General features: G+C 72.5%; 16 protein-coding genes. 8 read left to right on the forward strand and 8 right to left on the reverse strand.

The features are described from left to right. Window positions 1–4: 4 nt before the first annotated feature. Both WFH32_RS05440 and WFH32_RS05445 read right to left on the reverse strand, forming a co-directional pair. Window positions 5–436, reverse strand: coding sequence for a DUF2304 domain-containing protein (locus tag WFH32_RS05440; RefSeq protein ID WP_191794170.1), 432 nt, complete (start codon window positions 434–436; stop codon window positions 5–7). Beyond that, window positions 433–1,173 (reverse strand): glycosyltransferase family 2 protein, encoded by a 741-nt coding sequence (locus WFH32_RS05445; RefSeq protein ID WP_336706415.1) that lies wholly within the window; start codon window positions 1,171–1,173, stop codon window positions 433–435. The genes WFH32_RS05440 and WFH32_RS05445 overlap by 4 nt, the downstream gene beginning before the upstream one ends. A gap of 126 nt (window positions 1,174–1,299) precedes the next feature. Here WFH32_RS05445 and WFH32_RS05450 point away from each other — a divergent pair, with 126 nt between their 5' ends. Continuing rightward, window positions 1,300–2,421: a glycosyltransferase family 4 protein gene (locus tag WFH32_RS05450; protein WP_191794168.1), complete on the forward strand. Its 1,122-nt coding sequence runs from the start codon at window positions 1,300–1,302 to the stop codon at window positions 2,419–2,421. A gap of 51 nt (window positions 2,422–2,472) precedes the next feature. Here the strand turns inward: WFH32_RS05450 and WFH32_RS05455 are convergent, their stop codons facing one another. The 4 genes from WFH32_RS05455 to WFH32_RS05470 form a co-directional block, all read right to left on the reverse strand. Further along, entirely contained in the window at window positions 2,473–3,093 is a 621-nt protein-coding gene (locus tag WFH32_RS05455) for a dTDP-4-dehydrorhamnose 3,5-epimerase family protein (protein WP_191794167.1), read from the reverse strand. A gap of 140 nt (window positions 3,094–3,233) precedes the next feature. Continuing rightward, the gene (gene rfbA / locus WFH32_RS05460; protein ID WP_191794166.1) at window positions 3,234–4,100 is read right to left on the reverse strand and encodes a glucose-1-phosphate thymidylyltransferase RfbA; all 867 of its coding nucleotides are present in this window, start codon (window positions 4,098–4,100) and stop codon (window positions 3,234–3,236) included. A 26-nt stretch (window positions 4,101–4,126) separates the two neighbouring features. Beyond that, on the reverse strand, window positions 4,127–4,999 hold the full coding sequence (locus WFH32_RS05465) for a glycosyltransferase family 2 protein (RefSeq protein WP_336706416.1): 873 nt from the start codon (window positions 4,997–4,999) through the stop codon (window positions 4,127–4,129). A 77-nt stretch (window positions 5,000–5,076) separates the two neighbouring features. Next, a complete protein-coding gene (locus WFH32_RS05470; RefSeq protein ID WP_336706417.1) occupies window positions 5,077–5,856 on the reverse strand; it encodes a TIGR03089 family protein in 780 nt (259 codons plus the stop codon). Between the two features lie 150 nt (window positions 5,857–6,006). Between WFH32_RS05470 and WFH32_RS05475 the strand changes: the two genes are divergently transcribed. The 3 genes from WFH32_RS05475 to WFH32_RS05485 all read left to right on the forward strand — a co-directional run bounded on the left by WFH32_RS05475 (window position 6,007) and on the right by WFH32_RS05485 (window position 11,668). Next, complete coding sequence (locus tag WFH32_RS05475) at window positions 6,007–6,336, forward strand: WhiB family transcriptional regulator (RefSeq protein WP_138827248.1); 330 nt, start codon at window positions 6,007–6,009, stop codon at window positions 6,334–6,336. A 107-nt stretch (window positions 6,337–6,443) separates the two neighbouring features. Further along, window positions 6,444–9,965 carry a glycosyltransferase family 2 protein gene (locus WFH32_RS05480; RefSeq protein ID WP_191794164.1) on the forward strand — a complete coding sequence of 1,174 codons (3,522 nt, stop codon included), beginning with the start codon at window positions 6,444–6,446 and terminating at the stop codon, window positions 9,963–9,965. A gap of 5 nt (window positions 9,966–9,970) precedes the next feature. Continuing rightward, a complete protein-coding gene (locus WFH32_RS05485; protein WP_336706418.1) occupies window positions 9,971–11,668 on the forward strand; it encodes a DUF5719 family protein in 1,698 nt (565 codons plus the stop codon). A gap of 4 nt (window positions 11,669–11,672) precedes the next feature. Here WFH32_RS05485 and WFH32_RS05490 read toward each other — a convergent pair whose 3' ends face one another. Continuing rightward, entirely contained in the window at window positions 11,673–12,224 is a 552-nt protein-coding gene (locus WFH32_RS05490; RefSeq protein ID WP_404821979.1) for a metallopeptidase family protein, read from the reverse strand. A 120-nt stretch (window positions 12,225–12,344) separates the two neighbouring features. On the opposite strand from WFH32_RS05490, the gene WFH32_RS05495 reads away from it, so the two are divergent. From WFH32_RS05495 to WFH32_RS05510, 4 genes are all read left to right on the forward strand, one after another. Further along, window positions 12,345–12,698, forward strand: a complete 354-nt coding sequence (locus WFH32_RS05495; RefSeq protein ID WP_030150032.1) for a DUF3499 domain-containing protein — start codon at window positions 12,345–12,347, stop codon at window positions 12,696–12,698. Window positions 12,699–12,733: 35 nt separating this feature from the next. Further along, window positions 12,734–14,200: a phosphomannomutase/phosphoglucomutase gene (locus WFH32_RS05500; RefSeq protein ID WP_336706419.1), complete on the forward strand. Its 1,467-nt coding sequence runs from the start codon at window positions 12,734–12,736 to the stop codon at window positions 14,198–14,200. Window positions 14,201–14,210: 10 nt separating this feature from the next. Continuing rightward, entirely contained in the window at window positions 14,211–14,429 is a 219-nt protein-coding gene (locus WFH32_RS05505; RefSeq protein ID WP_191794161.1) for a Trm112 family protein, read from the forward strand. Window positions 14,430–14,604: 175 nt separating this feature from the next. Further along, window positions 14,605–15,549: a cation diffusion facilitator family transporter gene (locus tag WFH32_RS05510; RefSeq protein WP_336706420.1), complete on the forward strand. Its 945-nt coding sequence runs from the start codon at window positions 14,605–14,607 to the stop codon at window positions 15,547–15,549. Window positions 15,550–15,620: 71 nt separating this feature from the next. On the opposite strand, the gene WFH32_RS05515 is transcribed toward WFH32_RS05510, so the two are convergent. Further along, entirely contained in the window at window positions 15,621–16,541 is a 921-nt protein-coding gene (locus tag WFH32_RS05515; RefSeq protein ID WP_191794159.1) for a glycine betaine ABC transporter substrate-binding protein, read from the reverse strand. Between the last annotated feature and the right edge of the window lie 30 nt (window positions 16,542–16,571).

The raw sequence follows: 16,571 nt of genomic DNA on the forward strand, positions 1-16,571 counted from the left end.
GGTGCTAGCGGGCGTCCGGTCCGGGAGTCCCGTGACCGTTCGCGCTCGGCTGCCCGTCGCGGGCGTCCGTGGCGCTGCTCGGGCGGCTCGACGCGGCCGCGTCGAGCCGTTCGACGTCGAAGCGCACCAGGGCGATCTCCTCGGCGAGCGTCCGCGTCTCCTCCTCGAGCTCCGTGATCTCGACGCTGAGCTGGATGCACACGCCCAGCAGGACCATGAGGGCCAGCGCGAAGATGAGGTTGCTCGGGGTCTCGACGCCGACCACGGAGGCGACGGACTCCACCAGGTGCGGGAAGGCACCGAGGACGCAGACGCCGAGGGCGACGACGATCCAGGTCATGGCGTACTTCTCGCGGAGCCTCCTGCGACGCAGCAGGACGACGAGGAAGAGGACCAGCGCGACACAGCTGGCGAGGGCGAAGTAGTAGCCGCTCATGAGGACTGTCCAATCGGCTGACGGGTCGGCCGCGAGAGCGCGATCACCAGGGCGAGGACCGCTCGCCCGAGGAAGAGGGTTGCCTTGACAGGGTTGTGGGAGGGGGTCCCGCCCGCTCGAGGTCGCATCTCGACCCCGATCTGTCGGATGGTCAGTCCGGCGCGGGAGGCGATGACCATCGACTCGATGGTGTCGCCGAGGTACTCGGCCGGGTAGTCGACCGCGAACAGGGCGATCGCCCGCTTGTTCGAGGCCTTGAACCCGGAGGTCGTGTCGGTCAGCCGCGTACCGACCACCCGTGACAGGGTGGCCGAGAGCAGCTTCATCGCCCAGCGGCGTGGTCCTCGGGCGATGTAGTTGCCCTTGTCCGCGAAGCGTGCGCCGATCACGATGTCGGCGTTGTCGGTGGCCAGGGCCTCGACCACCCGCGCGACGTCGGCGGGGTCGTGCTGCCCGTCGCCGTCGACCTGGACCACGACGTCGTAGCCCCGGCGGGCCGCGAACTTGTAGCCGGCGCGCATGGCACCGCCGACCCCCAGGTTCACGGGCAGATCGAGCACCATCGTCCGTCCCCGTCGCGCAACGACCGACGTCTGGTCCGTCGATCCGTCGTTGACGACGAGGTAGTCGGCCTGGGGGAGGGCTGCATGCAGCTCGTCGAGCACTCCGGGTAGGGCCTCTTGCTCGTTCCATGCTGGAACGACGATGAGAACGTCTGCTGTGCGGTCACTGGTCACCGGAGGATCTTAGCGTCGGAGCGTCCGGTGGCCCGTATCGACGACCAAGTACGCTGGCACCGGCCCCGCCCGGGAGAGCTCCTGCGGTGAGGCGTCCTCCCTTCGACCCTGCTCCACGAGGTGCTCATGCATGTTCTGCTCGATGCGACCGCCGTCCCCGCCGACCGCGGAGGTGTCGGGCGCTACGTCGACGAGCTGGTGCCCGAGCTCGACACAGCCGAGCTCGACCTCACGCTCGTCGTCCAACGTCGCGACGTCGAGCACTACCGACGACTGGCTCCCCGTGCGAGGGTCGTCGCAGCTCCCGCCTGGACGGCTCGCCGCCCGGCGCGCCTGCTCTGGGAGCAGGTGGGGCTGCCCGCACTCGTCCGACGGATCAGGCCCGACGTCGTGCACAGCCCGCACTACACGATGCCGTTGCTGACCCGCACCCCGGTGGTCGTCACGTTGCACGACGCGACCTTCTTCACGACCCCGGAGCTGCACCTGCGGTCCAAAGCGGTCTTCTTCCGGACGGCGATCCGGATCGCGGCCCGACGCGCGGCACGCCTGGTCGTCCCGTCCCGCGCGACCCGCGACGAGGTCGTTCGCCTCGTCGGCGCCCGCCCCGAGAAGTTCACCGTCGCCTACCACGGCGTCGACCACGATCTCTTCCGTCCGACGAGCGTGGAGGAGCAGACCCGTGTCAAGGAGTCCCTCGGGCTGTCGGCGACCACCTACGTCGGCTTCCTCGGCACGCTCGAGCCGCGCAAGAACGTGCCCGCGCTGATCCAGGGCTGGGTCGCGGCGTGCGAGGACCGGGCGGACCCGCCCGTGCTCCTGCTGGCAGGTGGGCGAGGCTGGGACGAGAGGATCGACGCCGTGATCGACGAGGTCCCGGCACACCTCACGGTCCGCCGGACCGGCTTCCTGCCGCTCGAGGACCTGCCGGCGTTCCTGGGCGGTGCCGTCGTGGTCGCCTACCCGAGCCTGGGTGAGGGCTTCGGCCTGCCGGTCCTGGAGGCGATGGCCTGCCGTGCGCCGGTGCTGACGACGAGGGAGCTGTCGCTCCCCGAGGTCGGTGGGGACGCGGTCGCGTACTGCGGCACGGACGCGGCGTCGATCGGCCGTGAGCTCGCCGCTCTGCTCGACGACCCCGAGCGGCGGGCACTCCTGGCCGAGGCGGGGGCGGAGCGTGCTGCAGGATTCACGTGGGCCGTCGCCGCAGGCCTCCACGCGGAGACCTACGAGGCGGCCTCGGTGCGTTGATCGGCGTGCTGCGGGCCGCAGGTGGTCCGACCACCGGCGGCCCGCAGACGGTCAGGACGAGCGCAGCGACTCGAGGTGCTCGTTGACCTGCTCGAGGGTCGGCAGCAGGCCCTGCGCCGCGGCCTCGCCCAGCCCGGGGGCCACGAGGTCCTTCTCCGAGAGCATCGGCGTCAGCGGCGAGCCGTCCCTGGCCGACGTCGGCCACTCGATACCCACCTCCGGGTCGAGCGGGTGGATGCCGTGCTCGCGACCCGGCGAGTAGCCCGTCGAGCACAGGTACACCACGGTCGAGTCGTCCTCGAGCGAGAGGAAGGCGTGCCCGAGCCCCTCGCCGAGGTAGATCGCCCGTCGGTCCGTGTCGTCGAGCAGGACGGAGTCCCACTGCCCGAAGGTCGGGGACCCGACGCGGATGTCGACCACGACGTCGAGCACCGCGCCCTTGGGGCACGTGACGTACTTCGCCTGCCCCGGAGGGGTGTCGGCGAAGTGGATGCCACGGAGGACTCCCGCCGAGGACACCGACATGTTCGCCTGCTGGAGGTCGAGGCGGTGCCCGAGCGACTCCTCGAACTTCTCCGACTTGAACCACTCGAGGAACACCCCGCGAGGATCACCGAACTGCTTCGGGGTGATCTCCCAGGCTCCAGGGACGGACAGTTCGCGATACTCCACGGGACAGCTCCTTCAGCGGTTGCGGGCGGTGGACATCCACCACGGCCAAGGGTCGAGTCTAGTGTCGTCGCCCCGGAGAGCCCGGGGCGTGGACGACGAAGGCCCGCCGTCGGTCGACGGCGGGCCTTCGTGGTGGCTGGTCAGTCGCGCTCGAGCAGGCCGAGCAGGTAGGTCCCGTAGCCGGACTTGACGAGCTTCTCCGCACGCTCGCGCAGCTCGTCGTCGCTCAGGAAGCCACGGCGCCAGGCGACCTCCTCGGGTGCGCCGACCTTGAGGCCCTGGCGGTGCTCGATCGTCTTGACGAAGTCCGAGGCCTCCACGAGGGAGTCGAAGGTGCCGGTGTCGAGCCAGGCGGTGCCGCGGGGGAGGACCTCGACCTGCAGGCGCCCCTGCTCCAGGTAGGTCCGGTTGACGTCCGTGATCTCGTACTCGCCGCGCGCGGACGGGGCGAGGTCGCGTGCGATCGCGACGACGTCGTTGTCGTAGAAGTAGAGGCCGGGGACCGCGTAGTTCGACTTCGGGGCGGCGGGCTTCTCCTCGAGCGAGAGCGCACGACCGTCGGCGTCGAACTCGACGACGCCGTACGCCGTCGGGTCGGCGACGCGGTACGCGAAGACGGCGCCGCCGTCGAGGTCTGCGTAGCGCGAGAGCGTCGACCCCATCCCGGGGCCGTAGAAGATGTTGTCTCCCAGCACCAGGGCCGCCGGCTCGTTGCCGATGAAGTCGGCGCCGAGGACGAAGGCCTGGGCGAGCCCGTTGGGCTCGGCCTGGACGGTGTACTCGATCGACACGCCGAACTGGGACCCGTCGCCGAGGAGCCGACGGAACTGGTCGGCGTCGTGAGGCGTCGTGATGACGAGGATGTCCTTGATACCCGCGAGGATCAAGGTCGAGAGCGGGTAGTAGATCATCGGCTTGTCGTAGACGGGGACGAGCTGCTTGCTGATGCCGAGAGTGATCGGGTGCAGACGAGTGCCGGATCCGCCGGCCAGGATGATTCCACGCATGCGGGCCATTGTGCCGCATGCGCCGCTCATCGGCGCCGTGCGCCCCGGATCTCGAGCCGCTCGCGGACGAAGAGGCCCACGGTCAGCGCCCAGCGCAGCGGCGCCTGGTACCACGCGCCGTACCGTCTCGACAGGTAGCGGTGCGCGCTGACGTGGTGCGCGCGGATCATCGGTGCGGGGTCCTTCTTCCACGAGACGCCCTGGACGTGCGTGACCTCGGCGGAGGGGACGAAGACGTTCTCCCAGCCGTCCTGGCACAACCGGTCGCCCAGGTCGAGGTCCTCGAAGAACATGAAGTAGCCCTCGTCGAATCCGCCGACCTGCTCGAACGCGTCACGGCGCAGCAGGAGGCACGCGCCGGAGAGCCATCCCGCGACCCGTTCCGTCGCGTCCCCGGGGGCGTTGGCGCTCCGGTACGCGCGGGAGAAAGGGTTCTCGGGCCACAGGCTGCCGAGCAGGGCGTGGCCCGCACCGAGCCGGAGGGACGGGATGGCGCGCGCGGAGGGGTACTCGGTGCCGTCCGTGTTGAGGATCCGAGGACCCAGTGCGCCGGCACGCTCGTGCCGTGCACCCGCCGCGACGAGCGCGTCGAGAGAACCGGGCGTCCAGACGAGGTCGGGGTTGGCGACGACGATCCACTCGCCGGTGGCCCCGCGCGCCCCCAGGTTCGCGGCGCGACCGTAGCCCAGGTTCCCGCCGGACTCGACCAGACGCGTGCCGGGCTCGTGCGCGAGCCGTTCCGCGAGCTCGCTGGGGCCGCCGTTGTTGACCAGGACGAGCTCGGTCGCGCGGGAGGCCGCGGTCCTGAGCGATGTCGCGAACTCCACGAGCTCCGGCCCGGGGTTGTAGATCACGCAGATGACACGGAGGGCGTTCGGTGCGCCGGCGGAGCTGCTCATGATGTCGCACAGCCTATCGACCGGTGGAGTCCTCGCGAACCACGAGGTCGTGCAGGTGTGGTGGTGGTTCTCGCGAATCAGTCGGTGATGCGTTCGGTCGCGCGGAGACGGTCGAGCCGCTCGGGTTCGTCCGCGAACGCGGTCGTGCTCGCGACGGACGTCACGATCACGGAACCGTCGAGGGACAGCGCCTGCAGGGTCCGGCGGAGCACGACGAGGGGGTGGTCCTCGCCGACGAGCGTCCGCGGCTCGGAGGCCGTCGGGCGTGGGGTGCACGCGAGCGCCCACGTGACCAGGTCCTCGTGGCGGAGGGCGGGCTCGACCGCGATCGCCGTCGGGTCGATCTCCTCGACCCAGCCGATCTGGTCACCGTAGGTCATGACGGCGGAGCCGGCGTCGATGGTCCCGGGCGGCAGGTCGCCGTCGAACCGGCGTGCGAGCGCGGGCAGGGGGACGGCGACGAGCTGTGCGCTGGTGCCCGTCCAGGAGGTGGGGTGCGAGGTGACCACGACCTCGACGTCGGCGACGCCTCGGTCCTGCTCCTGCCCGACGACGGCGCTCCCCTCCGTGGTCGGCGGCAGCACGAGCGTGGCTCCGGTCCGCCACGTGGCGAGCGCCCAGACGACCGCGCGCCAGTGCGGGGGAAGGTCGAGCAGCACGCGTGTCCCGGGGGCGGCGTCGAATTCTTCGACGAGGAGGTTGACGGTTTTGTTGACCCAGTTGTGCAGCACCGCACCCGACAGCTCGACGCGCTCGCCGTCGTCTCCGTACCAGGTCAGGCGTGGGCGACCGGGGTCTCGGGTGATGAGACGCTGCAGGTCAGCGATGTGCATAGGAGGGGTCGAGGTTGCGGCCATGCGGCCCAGCCTAGGACGCGCCGAGACGTCCGACGTCGTGATTTCACCCACCGAATCGCCCGGATAGCACATTTCGGCTTGACGGACGTGGATGACACGCGTGTAATTTCTCTAATGCAGTTTTCATATAACGGCATGAAGGGGCGCATCATGTGGAACGTGCTGGGCGATGATCTGGGGGTCTTTCCCTCGGATGCGGGTCGGCCGGTAGAGACGGTGGCTCCTGTGCTGCCTCTCTTCGGTGAGGTCGTGGACGACGGGCTGATGGGGTGGCAGGAGCGCGCGCTGTGCGCCCAGACCGATCCTGAGGCGTTCTTCCCTGAGAAGGGGGGCTCGACGCGCGAGGCCAAGAAGGTCTGCACGGGCTGCGAGGTGCGGGCCGAGTGCCTCGAGTACGCGCTCGAGCACGACGAGCGCTTCGGCATCTGGGGCGGGCTCTCCGAGCGCGAGCGTCGCAAGCTCAAGCGCCGGGTGGTCTGAGCGCGACGTCCCGCAGCCCGGGAGCGGGCGAACTGTCGCTCGGGTAGACGACCTGCCGTGTCGAGGTCCCACGATCTGCGCTGAGCACGGGTCATGATGTGGCCAGGATGACTTCTTCAGACACGACCACGGTGACCGGTCCCTACCACCAGCCAGGTGCGGCGCAGCAGCGCGCACGTGGTGCGTCGCCCCACGCCGTCGCGGCGGTGACCGGTTCGGTGCCCGCCGTCGTCTCGGTGACTGCGGTGGTCGTCACCCAGGGGCACACCCGTTACCTGCCGCACACGCTCGACGCCGTCCGGTCCCAGTCGGCCGTGCCGGACACCGTGATCGTGGTCGACGTCGCTGCGTCCCAGGCGATGAGCGAGTACCAGGAGCTCCAGCTCGGTGGCGCGCGGTTCCTCGCAGCCCCTCACGCGCGCACCTTCGGGCAGGCCGTGGACATCGCGCTCGCGTCCCGCGGTGCGCAGGACCCACCGACCTGGATCTGGCTGCTGCACGACGACTCCACCCCCGAGCCCGGCGCCCTGGCGGAGCTGCTCCGGGCGGTCGAGCACTCGAACGCGGTGGCGATCGCCGGTGCGAAGCAGCGCCGCTGGGACCTGGACGGTGACTCCGACGGGGTGCTCCTCGAGGTCGGTTTCACGGTGTCCCCGCTCGGTCGCAGGATGACCGGGATCGACGAGCACGAGATCGACCAGGGGCAGCACGACGCTCGCGAGGACGTCTTCGCCGTGGGCCTCGCCGGTGCGCTCGTGCGCACCTCGGTCTGGCAGGCGTTGGAGGGCACCGACCCCGAGTACGGGGTGTTCGGAGACGGGCTCGACCTCTGCCGCCGCGCGCGCCTCGCCGGGCACCGGGTCGTGGTCGTCCCGCGTGCCGTGGTCCGGCACGCGCAGGCGTCGCTCCTCGACCTCCGCGACGAAGGGCGCCACGAGGACGACGACGAGCCCCGGGTGCCGGACGTCGAGGCGTCGTACGGGCCCCGGCGTCGCAGCCACCTGCACTACCGGCTCGTGAGCGTCGCCTGGCCGATGCTCGTACCCGCCGTGATCGCCATGATCCTGTGGGCACCGTTCCAGGCCATGTACCGACTCGCGATCAAGCGGCCGGCGCAGGCGCGGGACGAGCTCCTCGCGCCGCTCTGGGCGGTCGTCCGGCTCCCCGCGCTCGCTCGGTCCCGCCGGTCGGTCCGCCGCACGAGCGTTCTTCCCCGACGTGCGCTGACCCCCCTCCAGGGCACCTGGCGCGACGTCCTCGGGGAGCGCAGGGACCACCGGTTGGCGAACGCCGAGGAGCACCGGGTGTCGACGGCTCCCACGGATCTCGAGCGGGCGGAGCTCCGCGCGATCGGTCGTCGGCGTCGCACCATGCTCGGGCTGCTGACGCTCGCCCTCCTCGCACTGACCGCGGTCGTCTTCGGGTCGGTCCTCGGGACCCTCGCCGCCGGTGGGCGCTTCGTCGGTGGCGAGCTCCTCCCGGCGGACGGGAGCTTCGCGGCCATCTGGCAGGCAGCGACCGGTGGCTGGGTCGCGGACGGGCTGGGCTCGCCCGCACCTGCCGACCCCTTCACGACGTTCCTCTTCCCGCTGGCGCTGCTCGGCGGGGGATCGCTCCAGCCGGCGGTCGGTGTCCTGGTGGTGCTGTCGTTCGTGGTCGCGGGGCTGGGTGCCTGGTTCGCGGCGGGCGGGGTGACCCGCTCCGTCTGGCTGCGGGCCTGGGCCGCGCTCGTGTGGGTTGCTGCCCCGTCCTTCGTCCTCGCGCTCGGCGAGGGACGGCTCGGCGCCCTCGTCGCGCACGCCGCCCTTCCATGGGTCGCGCTGGGGATCCTGCGCGCCCTGGGAGTTCAGGCGTACGACGAGCTGAGCCCTGCGCTCGGGCCGGTGGGCGGCCGTGCGCAGGCGGGCCGGCGAGCGTTCAGGCGGCGGCGGCCAGGCTCGGTCGGCGCGGCGGCAGCCGCGGGGCTCGCTCTGCTCGTCGCGGTGTGCGGGGCCCCTGTCCTCCTCCCGGTGTTCGTCCTGGCGCTGGGCGTCGTCGCCGTGGCGGCGCGGCAGCACCGCCGGTACCTGCTCCTGGTCCTGCTTCCCTCCCTCGTGCTCCTGGCTCCCTTCTGGTATCACGTCGGTACCACCTGGACCGACGGTGGGTGGCGCCTCCTGGCGACCGGTCCAGGCGTGCCGGTCGGCTCGGAAGCGGCACCGGCGTGGCAGCAGCTCCTCGGGATGCCGGTCGAGGCGGCCCCGTGGTTCGGCCTCGACGGCGGGGTGGTCGGCGAGGTCGCCCGCTTCGCGCCCCTGGCGACGGGAACACTGGTCGCCACGCTCGCAGTGCTCGCGCTCTTCCGTGCGCGGGTGGCCGGCGTGGCCTGCGCCTGGTTCGTCGCCGCACTGGGTCTCGCCGCCGCCGTCGTCACCGGGGCGGTCGAGGTCGCCGTCTCGGCGGACGGCCCTGTCCGCGGTTGGCCTGGCGCAGGGGTCTCGGTCGTCGTCCTGGGGCTCCTGGGGGCCGCGCTGCTCGGGGCTCCTGGGCTGCGGCACGCCCGATCGGCCGACCCGCAGGTCACCGCGGACGCCCCCGCGGGGGCCGGGGCCGCGGAGACGCAGGGGGCTCCCACGTCCAGCACGACGGGAGCACGGCAGCCTGTCGAGAAGCACCCTCGCCGCACGGCCCGTCGCGACCGTGCGCTCGCCGGGTGGCGGGCGGGCGGCGTCGGCCTGCTCGCGCTGGTCGCGGTCCTCGTCCCCGTCGCGTCGGTGACGTCGTGGACCCTGACGGCGACCGACCGGGACGGGACCGTCGGAGACCTGGCCGTCGTGACCGAGCCTGTCGTCCCGAAGGTCGGCCAGCAGATGCAGGAATCCGAGCGCGAGGTGCGCGTGCTGTCGCTCGAGCTCGCCCCCGGCGGAGTCCTCGAGTACGCGCTCCTGCGAGGAGACGGGCCCCAGATGATCGACGCGTCGAGCGTCGTGCAGGCGCGGGCCATGCTCGACCCGTCGTACGCGCAGGGGGACCTCCCGGCGATCGTGGCGGGCATGGCGACGGGGAGTGCTGCCGGCGCGGCGCGCGAGCTCGGTGACCTGGGCGTCGGTGCCGTCGTGCTGCCGACCTCGACGACCGAGGACGCGGTCGCCGAGCGTGAGCGTGCCGAGCTCGTGGCGCGTCTCGACATGGTGCCGGGTCTCGAGCGGGTGACCGAGGGGCAGACGTCGGTGCTGTGGCGGGTCGCTCCCGGCCCGCTGGAGACGGACGCCCCGGCGTGGGCGCGTGTCGTCGAGACGCTGCCGGTCGCGGCCCCGGGCGCCACCGACGAGCCCGTCGTGGTCGAACGGCTCCTCCCTGCCGACGACCGGTCCGTCGCGGCCCGCGTCGAGGCGGGTGGTGCTGAGCGCGCGATCGTGCTCGCCGAGACCGCGGATCCCGGGTGGACCGCGACGCTCGACGGTCGCGTCCTCGAACGCACCGAGGTCGACGGCCGCCAGGCCTTCCTCCTCGGCTCCGAGGAGGGGGCGCTCTCGATCGGCTTCGTCCCCGAGCACCGGTTGCCCTGGCTCGCGGTGGCGGGTCTGACCCTGTTGATCTTCGTGCTCCTCGCCGTACCGGTGGGACGTCGTCGGACCGGAACGAGGTAGTGCCCGTGACCACCAGAAGCGCCAGACCGCACCCCCTGCTGCGCCGCGTGGCGACGATCGGCACCGGCCTGGTGGCCGTCGCCCTCACGGGTGCGGTGGCCGCCGTCGGGCTTCCGGACGACTTCGGGACTGTCCCCGGTGCCGCGGCGGACGTCGAGCAGATCGAGGCGTCGACGCCCGAACGTACCCTCGTGTGCCCCGCGCCCGTCCGCCTGGCGGACTCGGCACAGGTGGGCGACGCCCAGTTCGGCGCCGCGCCTGTCGAGACGGCGACCGTGCTGCGCGCCGGTGTGGTCGGTGGGGGTTCGACGACGGGGGCTCCCGGTGAGACGCCCGTGACGCTCACGGGGCTCGAGGCGCTCGACGCGGCGCCGCTCGAACCGGACGACGCGGGTGCCACGGTGGTCTCGCTGGCCGACGTCTCCGAGGGGCAGGCGCTGCGGGTCGGCGCCGGGATGCCGGTCGACACTCGCGTCGCGGCCGCCGTGGCGTCGACGACGACCGCGGGGGACCTGCGCGGGCTCGCGGCGGCGAGCTGCGCGACACCGGACATCGACCACTGGCTCGTCGGAGGGAGCACCGAGGTCGGCAGCAGCGCGCAGCTCGTGCTCCAGAACCCCGGCCGCACGCCTGCGACCGTGCGGATCGAGGTGTGGGGCCCCGGGGGCCAGGTCGTCCTGAGCGGCGGGGGCCAGTACCTGGTCCCGCCCGGCGAGGAGGTCGTGACGCTGGTCGAGGCGGCAGCGCCCGAGCAGCGCCGGCTCGCGGTCCGCGTCGAGTCGACGGGAGGGACGGTCGCGGCCTACCTGCAGCACAGCACGCTCGCGGGCCTCGTGCCGCTCGGCGTCGACTACGTGGTCCCCGGGGCTGCGCCGTCGCTCAGCACGGCCGTCGGGTTCACGAGCTCGGGGGAGGCCGTCGACGACGCGCTCGCCCCGCAGGTCAGGCTTCTGGCACCGGGGGCCGAGGCAGGGACCGCGACGCTGACGGTCTATGGTGCGGACGGTCGCGTCCGGGTACGTGGGGGTGAGCAGGTAGAGCTGTCCCCGGGAGTCGTGACCGACCAGTCGCTCGGGGGGCTGCCCGCCGGGTCGTACACGGTCGTGGTGGACGCCACGGTGCCGGTCGTGGCCGGGGCGTCCGAGGCCCGGGCGGGCGACGCCGTCGAGGACTCGCCCTCGGGCGCGGTGCCGGTCGACCGCGCGTGGATCGCGTCGATCCCGGTCGCTGCGGCCGCCACCGGCGACGAGACGCCCGCCGGGACGCGCGGGACGCACGACCGCGGCACCGTCACGCTGGTGCCCGGTACGTCGAGCCTGGTCCGCGTGGGCGCGGTCCCTCGGGAGCGCTCCGATGACTCCGACCCGACGGGGGCGTTCCGCGGCACGTTGCGTGCCTACGGGCCGGACGGCGCCCTGCTCGGGGAGAAGGCCCTCGACGTTCCTGCGGGCTCGACCGCCACGTTCGACGCCGCGGTGCTGGGGGCCGGTACCGAACCCGCCGTCCTGACCCTCGACGCGGGCGAGGACGGGACCGGACCGGAGCCCGTCTGGTCGGTCCTCGCGACGGCCGGTGCCCCGCTCACCGGCGCGCCCGAGGGGGCGCCGGGAACCTTGGTCTCCGTGCTCCTGCCGGTTCCTCCGGCCGAGAGCCAGGGGAGCGTGGACGTGCGCGCCACGCGGACCGCAGGGCTGCCCGACTGATCCGTCAGCGGCCGCCCTGGTAGCGGGGGTCGATCTCCTCGGGCGTGCGCGCGAGCATGTGCGCGACCTGCTCGACGACGACGTCGCGCACCAGGTCGGCCAGGTCGTCGTCGTCGAACGCCCGGGACTCGACGGGGCGGCGGTAGACGACGACGCGGGCCGGCTGCCCGGCGTCGGCAGGGAAGTAGCGCCCGAGGGGGACCCCGGCGTCCTCCCAGGGGGCGGGGTCCGAGGGCGGGACGTCCTCGACCGCGAACTCGGTGCCGTGGAGCTGGCGGGACCATCCGCGCTCGAGCAGGCTGATGGTCGCGATGACGTGCTCGTCGAACTTCTCACCGCGCGTGCGGTTCGCAGGGGCCGACGGCGGGAGCAGCGGCCCGCGGACGCCGCGTCCGCGCCGGTCGCGACGTCGCGGGTGCGGTCCGACGTCGTTGAGGTCCGGCCCGCGCGGTGGGATCTGCAGAGACGCGACGAGCGGCGCCGGGGCGTCGGTCGATGCCTTCTCAGGGCGACGGCGCGAACCGTGCGGGGCGGGGGAGGGCGAGTGACCGGGCACGCCTCCGAGCCTAGACGAACCGCCGGGCGTCCGCCGCGACCGCGCCGTGACCACGACGTGCGGGACGGGCGCACGGCGTGTATGGCACCGCGACCACCCCGCAGGGCGTAGTGTCAGCCCGTGAGATCCGTCAGACAGTGCTCGCGCACCGCATGCACCCGTGCTTCGGTGGCGACCCTCACCTACGTCTACGCGGACTCGACCGCCGTGCTCGGGCCCCTGGCCCACCTGGCCGAGCCGCACAGCTACGACCTGTGCGCCGAGCACGCCGAGCGCCTCACCGCGCCCCGTGGCTGGGAGGTCGTGCGTCTCGCGCAGCACTTCGTCGAGACCGGCCCCAGCGCCGACGACCTCTCGGCGCTCGCCGAGGCCGTCCGGGAGGCGGGACGCCCGCGCCCCGGTCCTGAGCCCGACGACGTCACCGAGGTCGGGCGCCGAGGTCACCTGCGGGTCCTGCGCGCCGAGGGCGACTGAACGCGCTCCCCGGCCGTCCCGGCTAGGCTGACCGGGTGCCCATCGACCTGACCCAGCTCATCAAGGCCTACGACGTCCGAGGCACCGTCCCGGACCAGTTCAACCCACAGGTCGCCCGTGCGATCGGCGCGGCCTTCGCCCGTGTCGTGGTCCTCCCCGAGGCGACCACCACCGGGGGTGAGGCGACCGCCCGCCCGAGCGTCGCCGTCGGGCGGGACATGCGCGACAGCGGACCCGAGCTCGTCGACGCGTTCGCCGAGGGCCTCGCGGACGCCGGCGTGGACGTGCTCCGGATCGGGCTGTGCTCGACCGACGGCCTCTACTACGCGTCGGGCGCGCTGGACGTCCCGGGCGCCATGTTCACGGCCTCTCACAACCCGGCGGTCTACAACGGCATCAAGCTGTGCCGGGCGGGCGCCCGACCGGTGGGGCAGGACTCGGGCCTGGTCACGGTGCGCGAGCTCGCCCAGGAGTACCTCGACGGCGAGCTGCCCGCCCCGGTCGCGGACCGTGGCGAGATCACCGACCGCGACATGCTCGCGGACTACGCGTCGTTCCTGCGCTCGCTCGTCGACCTGCGGGGCATCCGCCCGCTCAAGGTCGTGATCGACGCGGGCAACGGCATGGGCGGCCTCACGGCACCCGCGGTCCTGGGGACCGCGGCAGGTCTCGAGGCGCTGCCGCTCGACGTCGTGCCCCTGTACTTCGAGCTCGACGGGACGTTCCCGAACCACGAGGCGAACCCGCTCGACCCCAAGAACCTGCTGGACCTGCAGGCCGCGGTCGTCGAGCACGACGCGGACCTGGGCCTGGCGTTCGACGGCGACGCCGACCGCTGCTTCGTGATCGACGAGCACGGCGACCCGGTGTCCCCGTCCGCGATCACGGCCCTCGTGGGACTGCGCGAGGTCGAGCGCGAGAAGGCCGCGGGGCGGGTCCCGACGATCATCCACAACCTCATCACGTCGCGTGCCGTCCCGGACTTCATGACCGCGGCAGGGGCGAAGGTCGTCCGCACGCGTGTCGGCCACTCGTTCATCAAGGCGCAGATGGCCGACAACGACGCGGTGTTCGGCGGCGAGCACAGCGCCCACTACTACTTCCGCGACTTCTTCTTCGCGGACACGGGCATGCTCGCGGCCATGCACGTGCTCGCGGCCCTGGGCGGGCAGGAGCACCCGCTGTCCGCGCTCGGCGAGGTCTACGAGCCCTACACCGCGAGCGGCGAGATCAACTCCCAGGTCGACGACGTCCCCGCCGCCCGGGCCCGCGTGGTCCAGGCGTACGTGACCGAGGAAGGGGCGGGGCCGGTCGTGGTCGACGAGCTCGACGGCCTCACCGTCTCCCACTGGGACTCCCACCCGCAGTGGTGGTTCAACCTGCGTGCGTCCAACACCGAGCCGCTCCTGCGGCTCAACGTCGAGGCCGCCGACGAGGACATCATGGAGAAGGTGCGAGACGACGCCCTGTCGCTCGTGCGCGCCACCGAGAACGAGAGCTGAGGCCGAGCACATGAGCAACGACACGACGCCGGGCACCCCCGGGCCGGTCACCCTCGACCCGTGGGTCCGCGAGGCGCTGCGGTGCCCCGTGACCGGAGCCACGCTCGTGGACGGCACGGCCCCGGACGGCAGTCCCGAGCTCCGCTCGACCGACCCGGAGCGCCCGCTCGCCTACCCGGTCCGCGACGGGATCCCCGTGCTGCTCGAAGGCGACGCGCGGGCCCTCTAGGGACCTGCGCCGTCCTTCGACGACGACGGGCGCGAGCCCGGCACCCCCAGGGGTGCCGGGCTCGCGGCGTGTTCCACGGTTCCCGTCCCCACGGTGAGCCCGCGGTGCGATGCTGGACCGAGCACTCGCCGCGGGCCGCGCCCTGCGACGTCCCGAGTCGAAGGAGAGCCACGCCATGTCAGCTCAGGGCGGCACCAAGGCAGTCGTCGCGGCACTGCTCGCGAACATGGGCATCGCCGTCACGAAGTTCGTCGCGTGGGGCCTCACCGGAGCCTCGTCGATGCTCGCCGAGGGCGTGCACTCGCTCGCCGACTCGGGCAACCAGGCGTTGCTGCTCCTCGGAGGGAGACGGTCGCGACGGGCGGCCGACGAGGAGCACCCCTTCGGGTACGGCCGCGAACGCTACGTCTACGCGTTCATCGTCTCGATCGTGCTGTTCACGGTCGGTGGGCTGTTCGCTCTGTACGAGGCGTGGCACAAGTGGCAGGACCCGCACCCCATCACCGAGTGGCAGTGGGTCCCCATCGCGGTCCTGCTGGTCGCCATCGGCATGGAGGGGTTCTCGTTCCGCACCGCGATCCGTGAGTCGAACACCGTGCGCGGTGAGCAGTCGTGGCCGTCGTTCGTCCGCAACGCCAAGGCGCCCGAGCTCCCCGTGGTGCTCCTCGAGGACTTCGGCGCACTGATCGGCCTGGTCCTCGCCCTCGGTGGCGTGGGGCTGACCCTGGTCACGGGGGACGGGCGCTGGGACGCCGCCGGCACCGCGTGCATCGGCATCCTGCTGGTCCTCATCGCGATCGTCCTGGCCCTGGAGACCAGCTCGCTGCTGCTCGGCGAGTCCGCGACCAGCGCCGACGTCGCCGCGATCCGCGCGGCTCTCGTGGGCGAGGGCGTCGCGTCCGTCATCCACCTCAAGACGCTGCACCTCGGACCCGAGGAGCTGCTCGTCGCGGCCAAGATCGAGGTCACGGCGACCACCGACGGGGCGTCGATCGCGCGGGCCATCGACGCCGCCGAGGAACGCGTCCGTGCGGCCGTCCCGATCGCGCGCTCCATCTACCTCGAGCCGGACCTGCGCCGGGCCGAGCCCGGTGTCCCGGGCGCGGTGGCCCCGGACTGAAGGCTGCGGGCCGGGGACGCACGACGGGCCGGCACCCCCGGAGGGTGCCGGCCCGTCGCGTCCCGGGAGGCTCAGGCCTCCGCGGCGGCCTTGAGGTCGTCGACGAACGTCGGGTTGGCCTCGAGCCACTCGCGCACCGAGGCGTCGTTGTCCGCGCCCTCGTTCTCGTTGAACATGATGTTCTCGAGCGAGAAGAGCTGCTCGTCGCTCAGCGTGAGCGCGGAGATCCACGACGCGACGTCGGGGTGGTCCTCGGTGAAGCCGGTGCGGGCGACCGAGTGGATCTTCTCGGCCTCGCCCATGGCACCCTTCGGGTCCTCGAGGTCCTTGACGGGGAAGGCGTCGTAGGCCCAGTGCGGACGCCACAGCGTGACGGCGACGTTCTCGCCCGCGTCGGTCGCGCCCTTGAGCTCGGCGAGCATGGCCGGGGTCGAGGAGATGACGAAGTCCATGCCCTCCAGGCCGTAGGCCGGGATGGCCTCGTCCTGCGTGATGCGGGTCAGGCCCGCGCCCGACTCGATGCCGACGATGCGGTTGCCGAACAGGTCGGCGTTCGCGGCGAGCTCGTCGATGCTGTCGATCGGCGCGTCCTCGTTGACCGCGATGGTCAGCTTGGCGTCGTCGTACCAGTAGCCGAGGTCCTCGAGGTCGTCGCCGTACTGCTTCTTGTAGTCGGCGTGCGTGAGGGGCAGCCACATGTCGAAGTTGACGTCGAAGTCGCCTCCGGCCATGCCCGTGTAGACGACGCCGGGGTCGGCCGTCTCGGTGCGGACCGTGTAGCCCTCGTCCTCGAGGATGGCCTTGAAGAGGTGCGACACCGCGATGCCCTCGTCCCAGCCAGAGTGGATCGCGATCGTGATGTCCTTGTCGGCCTCGCCTCCGGAGCCGGCGTCGGTGCCCGAGGCGCAGGCCGAGAGGCCGAGCCCGAGGGCGAGCGAGGACGCGACGATCGCGGTGCGACGACGAGCCTGGTGGTGACGTGCGGGAGACATGGTGTCCTTCCTTCGGTGGGCCGACCGCAG

This window comes from Oerskovia sp. USHLN155, assembly GCF_037145535.1.
In the GTDB taxonomy this organism is placed as follows: Bacteria; Actinomycetota; Actinomycetes; order Actinomycetales; family Cellulomonadaceae; genus Oerskovia; species Oerskovia rustica.

Bases quoted from the DNA above. Each gene is read 5' to 3' on its own strand.
- WFH32_RS05440 (WP_191794170.1), bottom strand. From the start codon at position 436: ATGAGCGGCTACTACTTCGCCCTCGCCAGCTGTGTCGCGCTGGTCCTC.
- WFH32_RS05515 (WP_191794159.1), bottom strand. From the start codon at position 16,541: ATGTCTCCCGCACGTCACCACCAGGCTCGTCGTCGCACCGCGATCGTC.
- WFH32_RS05450 (WP_191794168.1), top strand. From the start codon at position 1,300: ATGCATGTTCTGCTCGATGCGACCGCCGTCCCCGCCGACCGCGGAGGT.
- WFH32_RS05470 (WP_336706417.1), bottom strand. From the start codon at position 5,856: ATGGCCGCAACCTCGACCCCTCCTATGCACATCGCTGACCTGCAGCGT.
- WFH32_RS05465 (WP_336706416.1), bottom strand. From the start codon at position 4,999: ATGAGCAGCTCCGCCGGCGCACCGAACGCCCTCCGTGTCATCTGCGTG.
- WFH32_RS05510 (WP_336706420.1), top strand. From the start codon at position 14,605: ATGTCAGCTCAGGGCGGCACCAAGGCAGTCGTCGCGGCACTGCTCGCG.
- WFH32_RS05480 (WP_191794164.1), top strand. From the start codon at position 6,444: ATGACTTCTTCAGACACGACCACGGTGACCGGTCCCTACCACCAGCCA.
- WFH32_RS05475 (WP_138827248.1), top strand. From the start codon at position 6,007: ATGTGGAACGTGCTGGGCGATGATCTGGGGGTCTTTCCCTCGGATGCG.
- WFH32_RS05505 (WP_191794161.1), top strand. From the start codon at position 14,211: ATGAGCAACGACACGACGCCGGGCACCCCCGGGCCGGTCACCCTCGAC.
- rfbA (WP_191794166.1), bottom strand. From the start codon at position 4,100: ATGCGTGGAATCATCCTGGCCGGCGGATCCGGCACTCGTCTGCACCCG.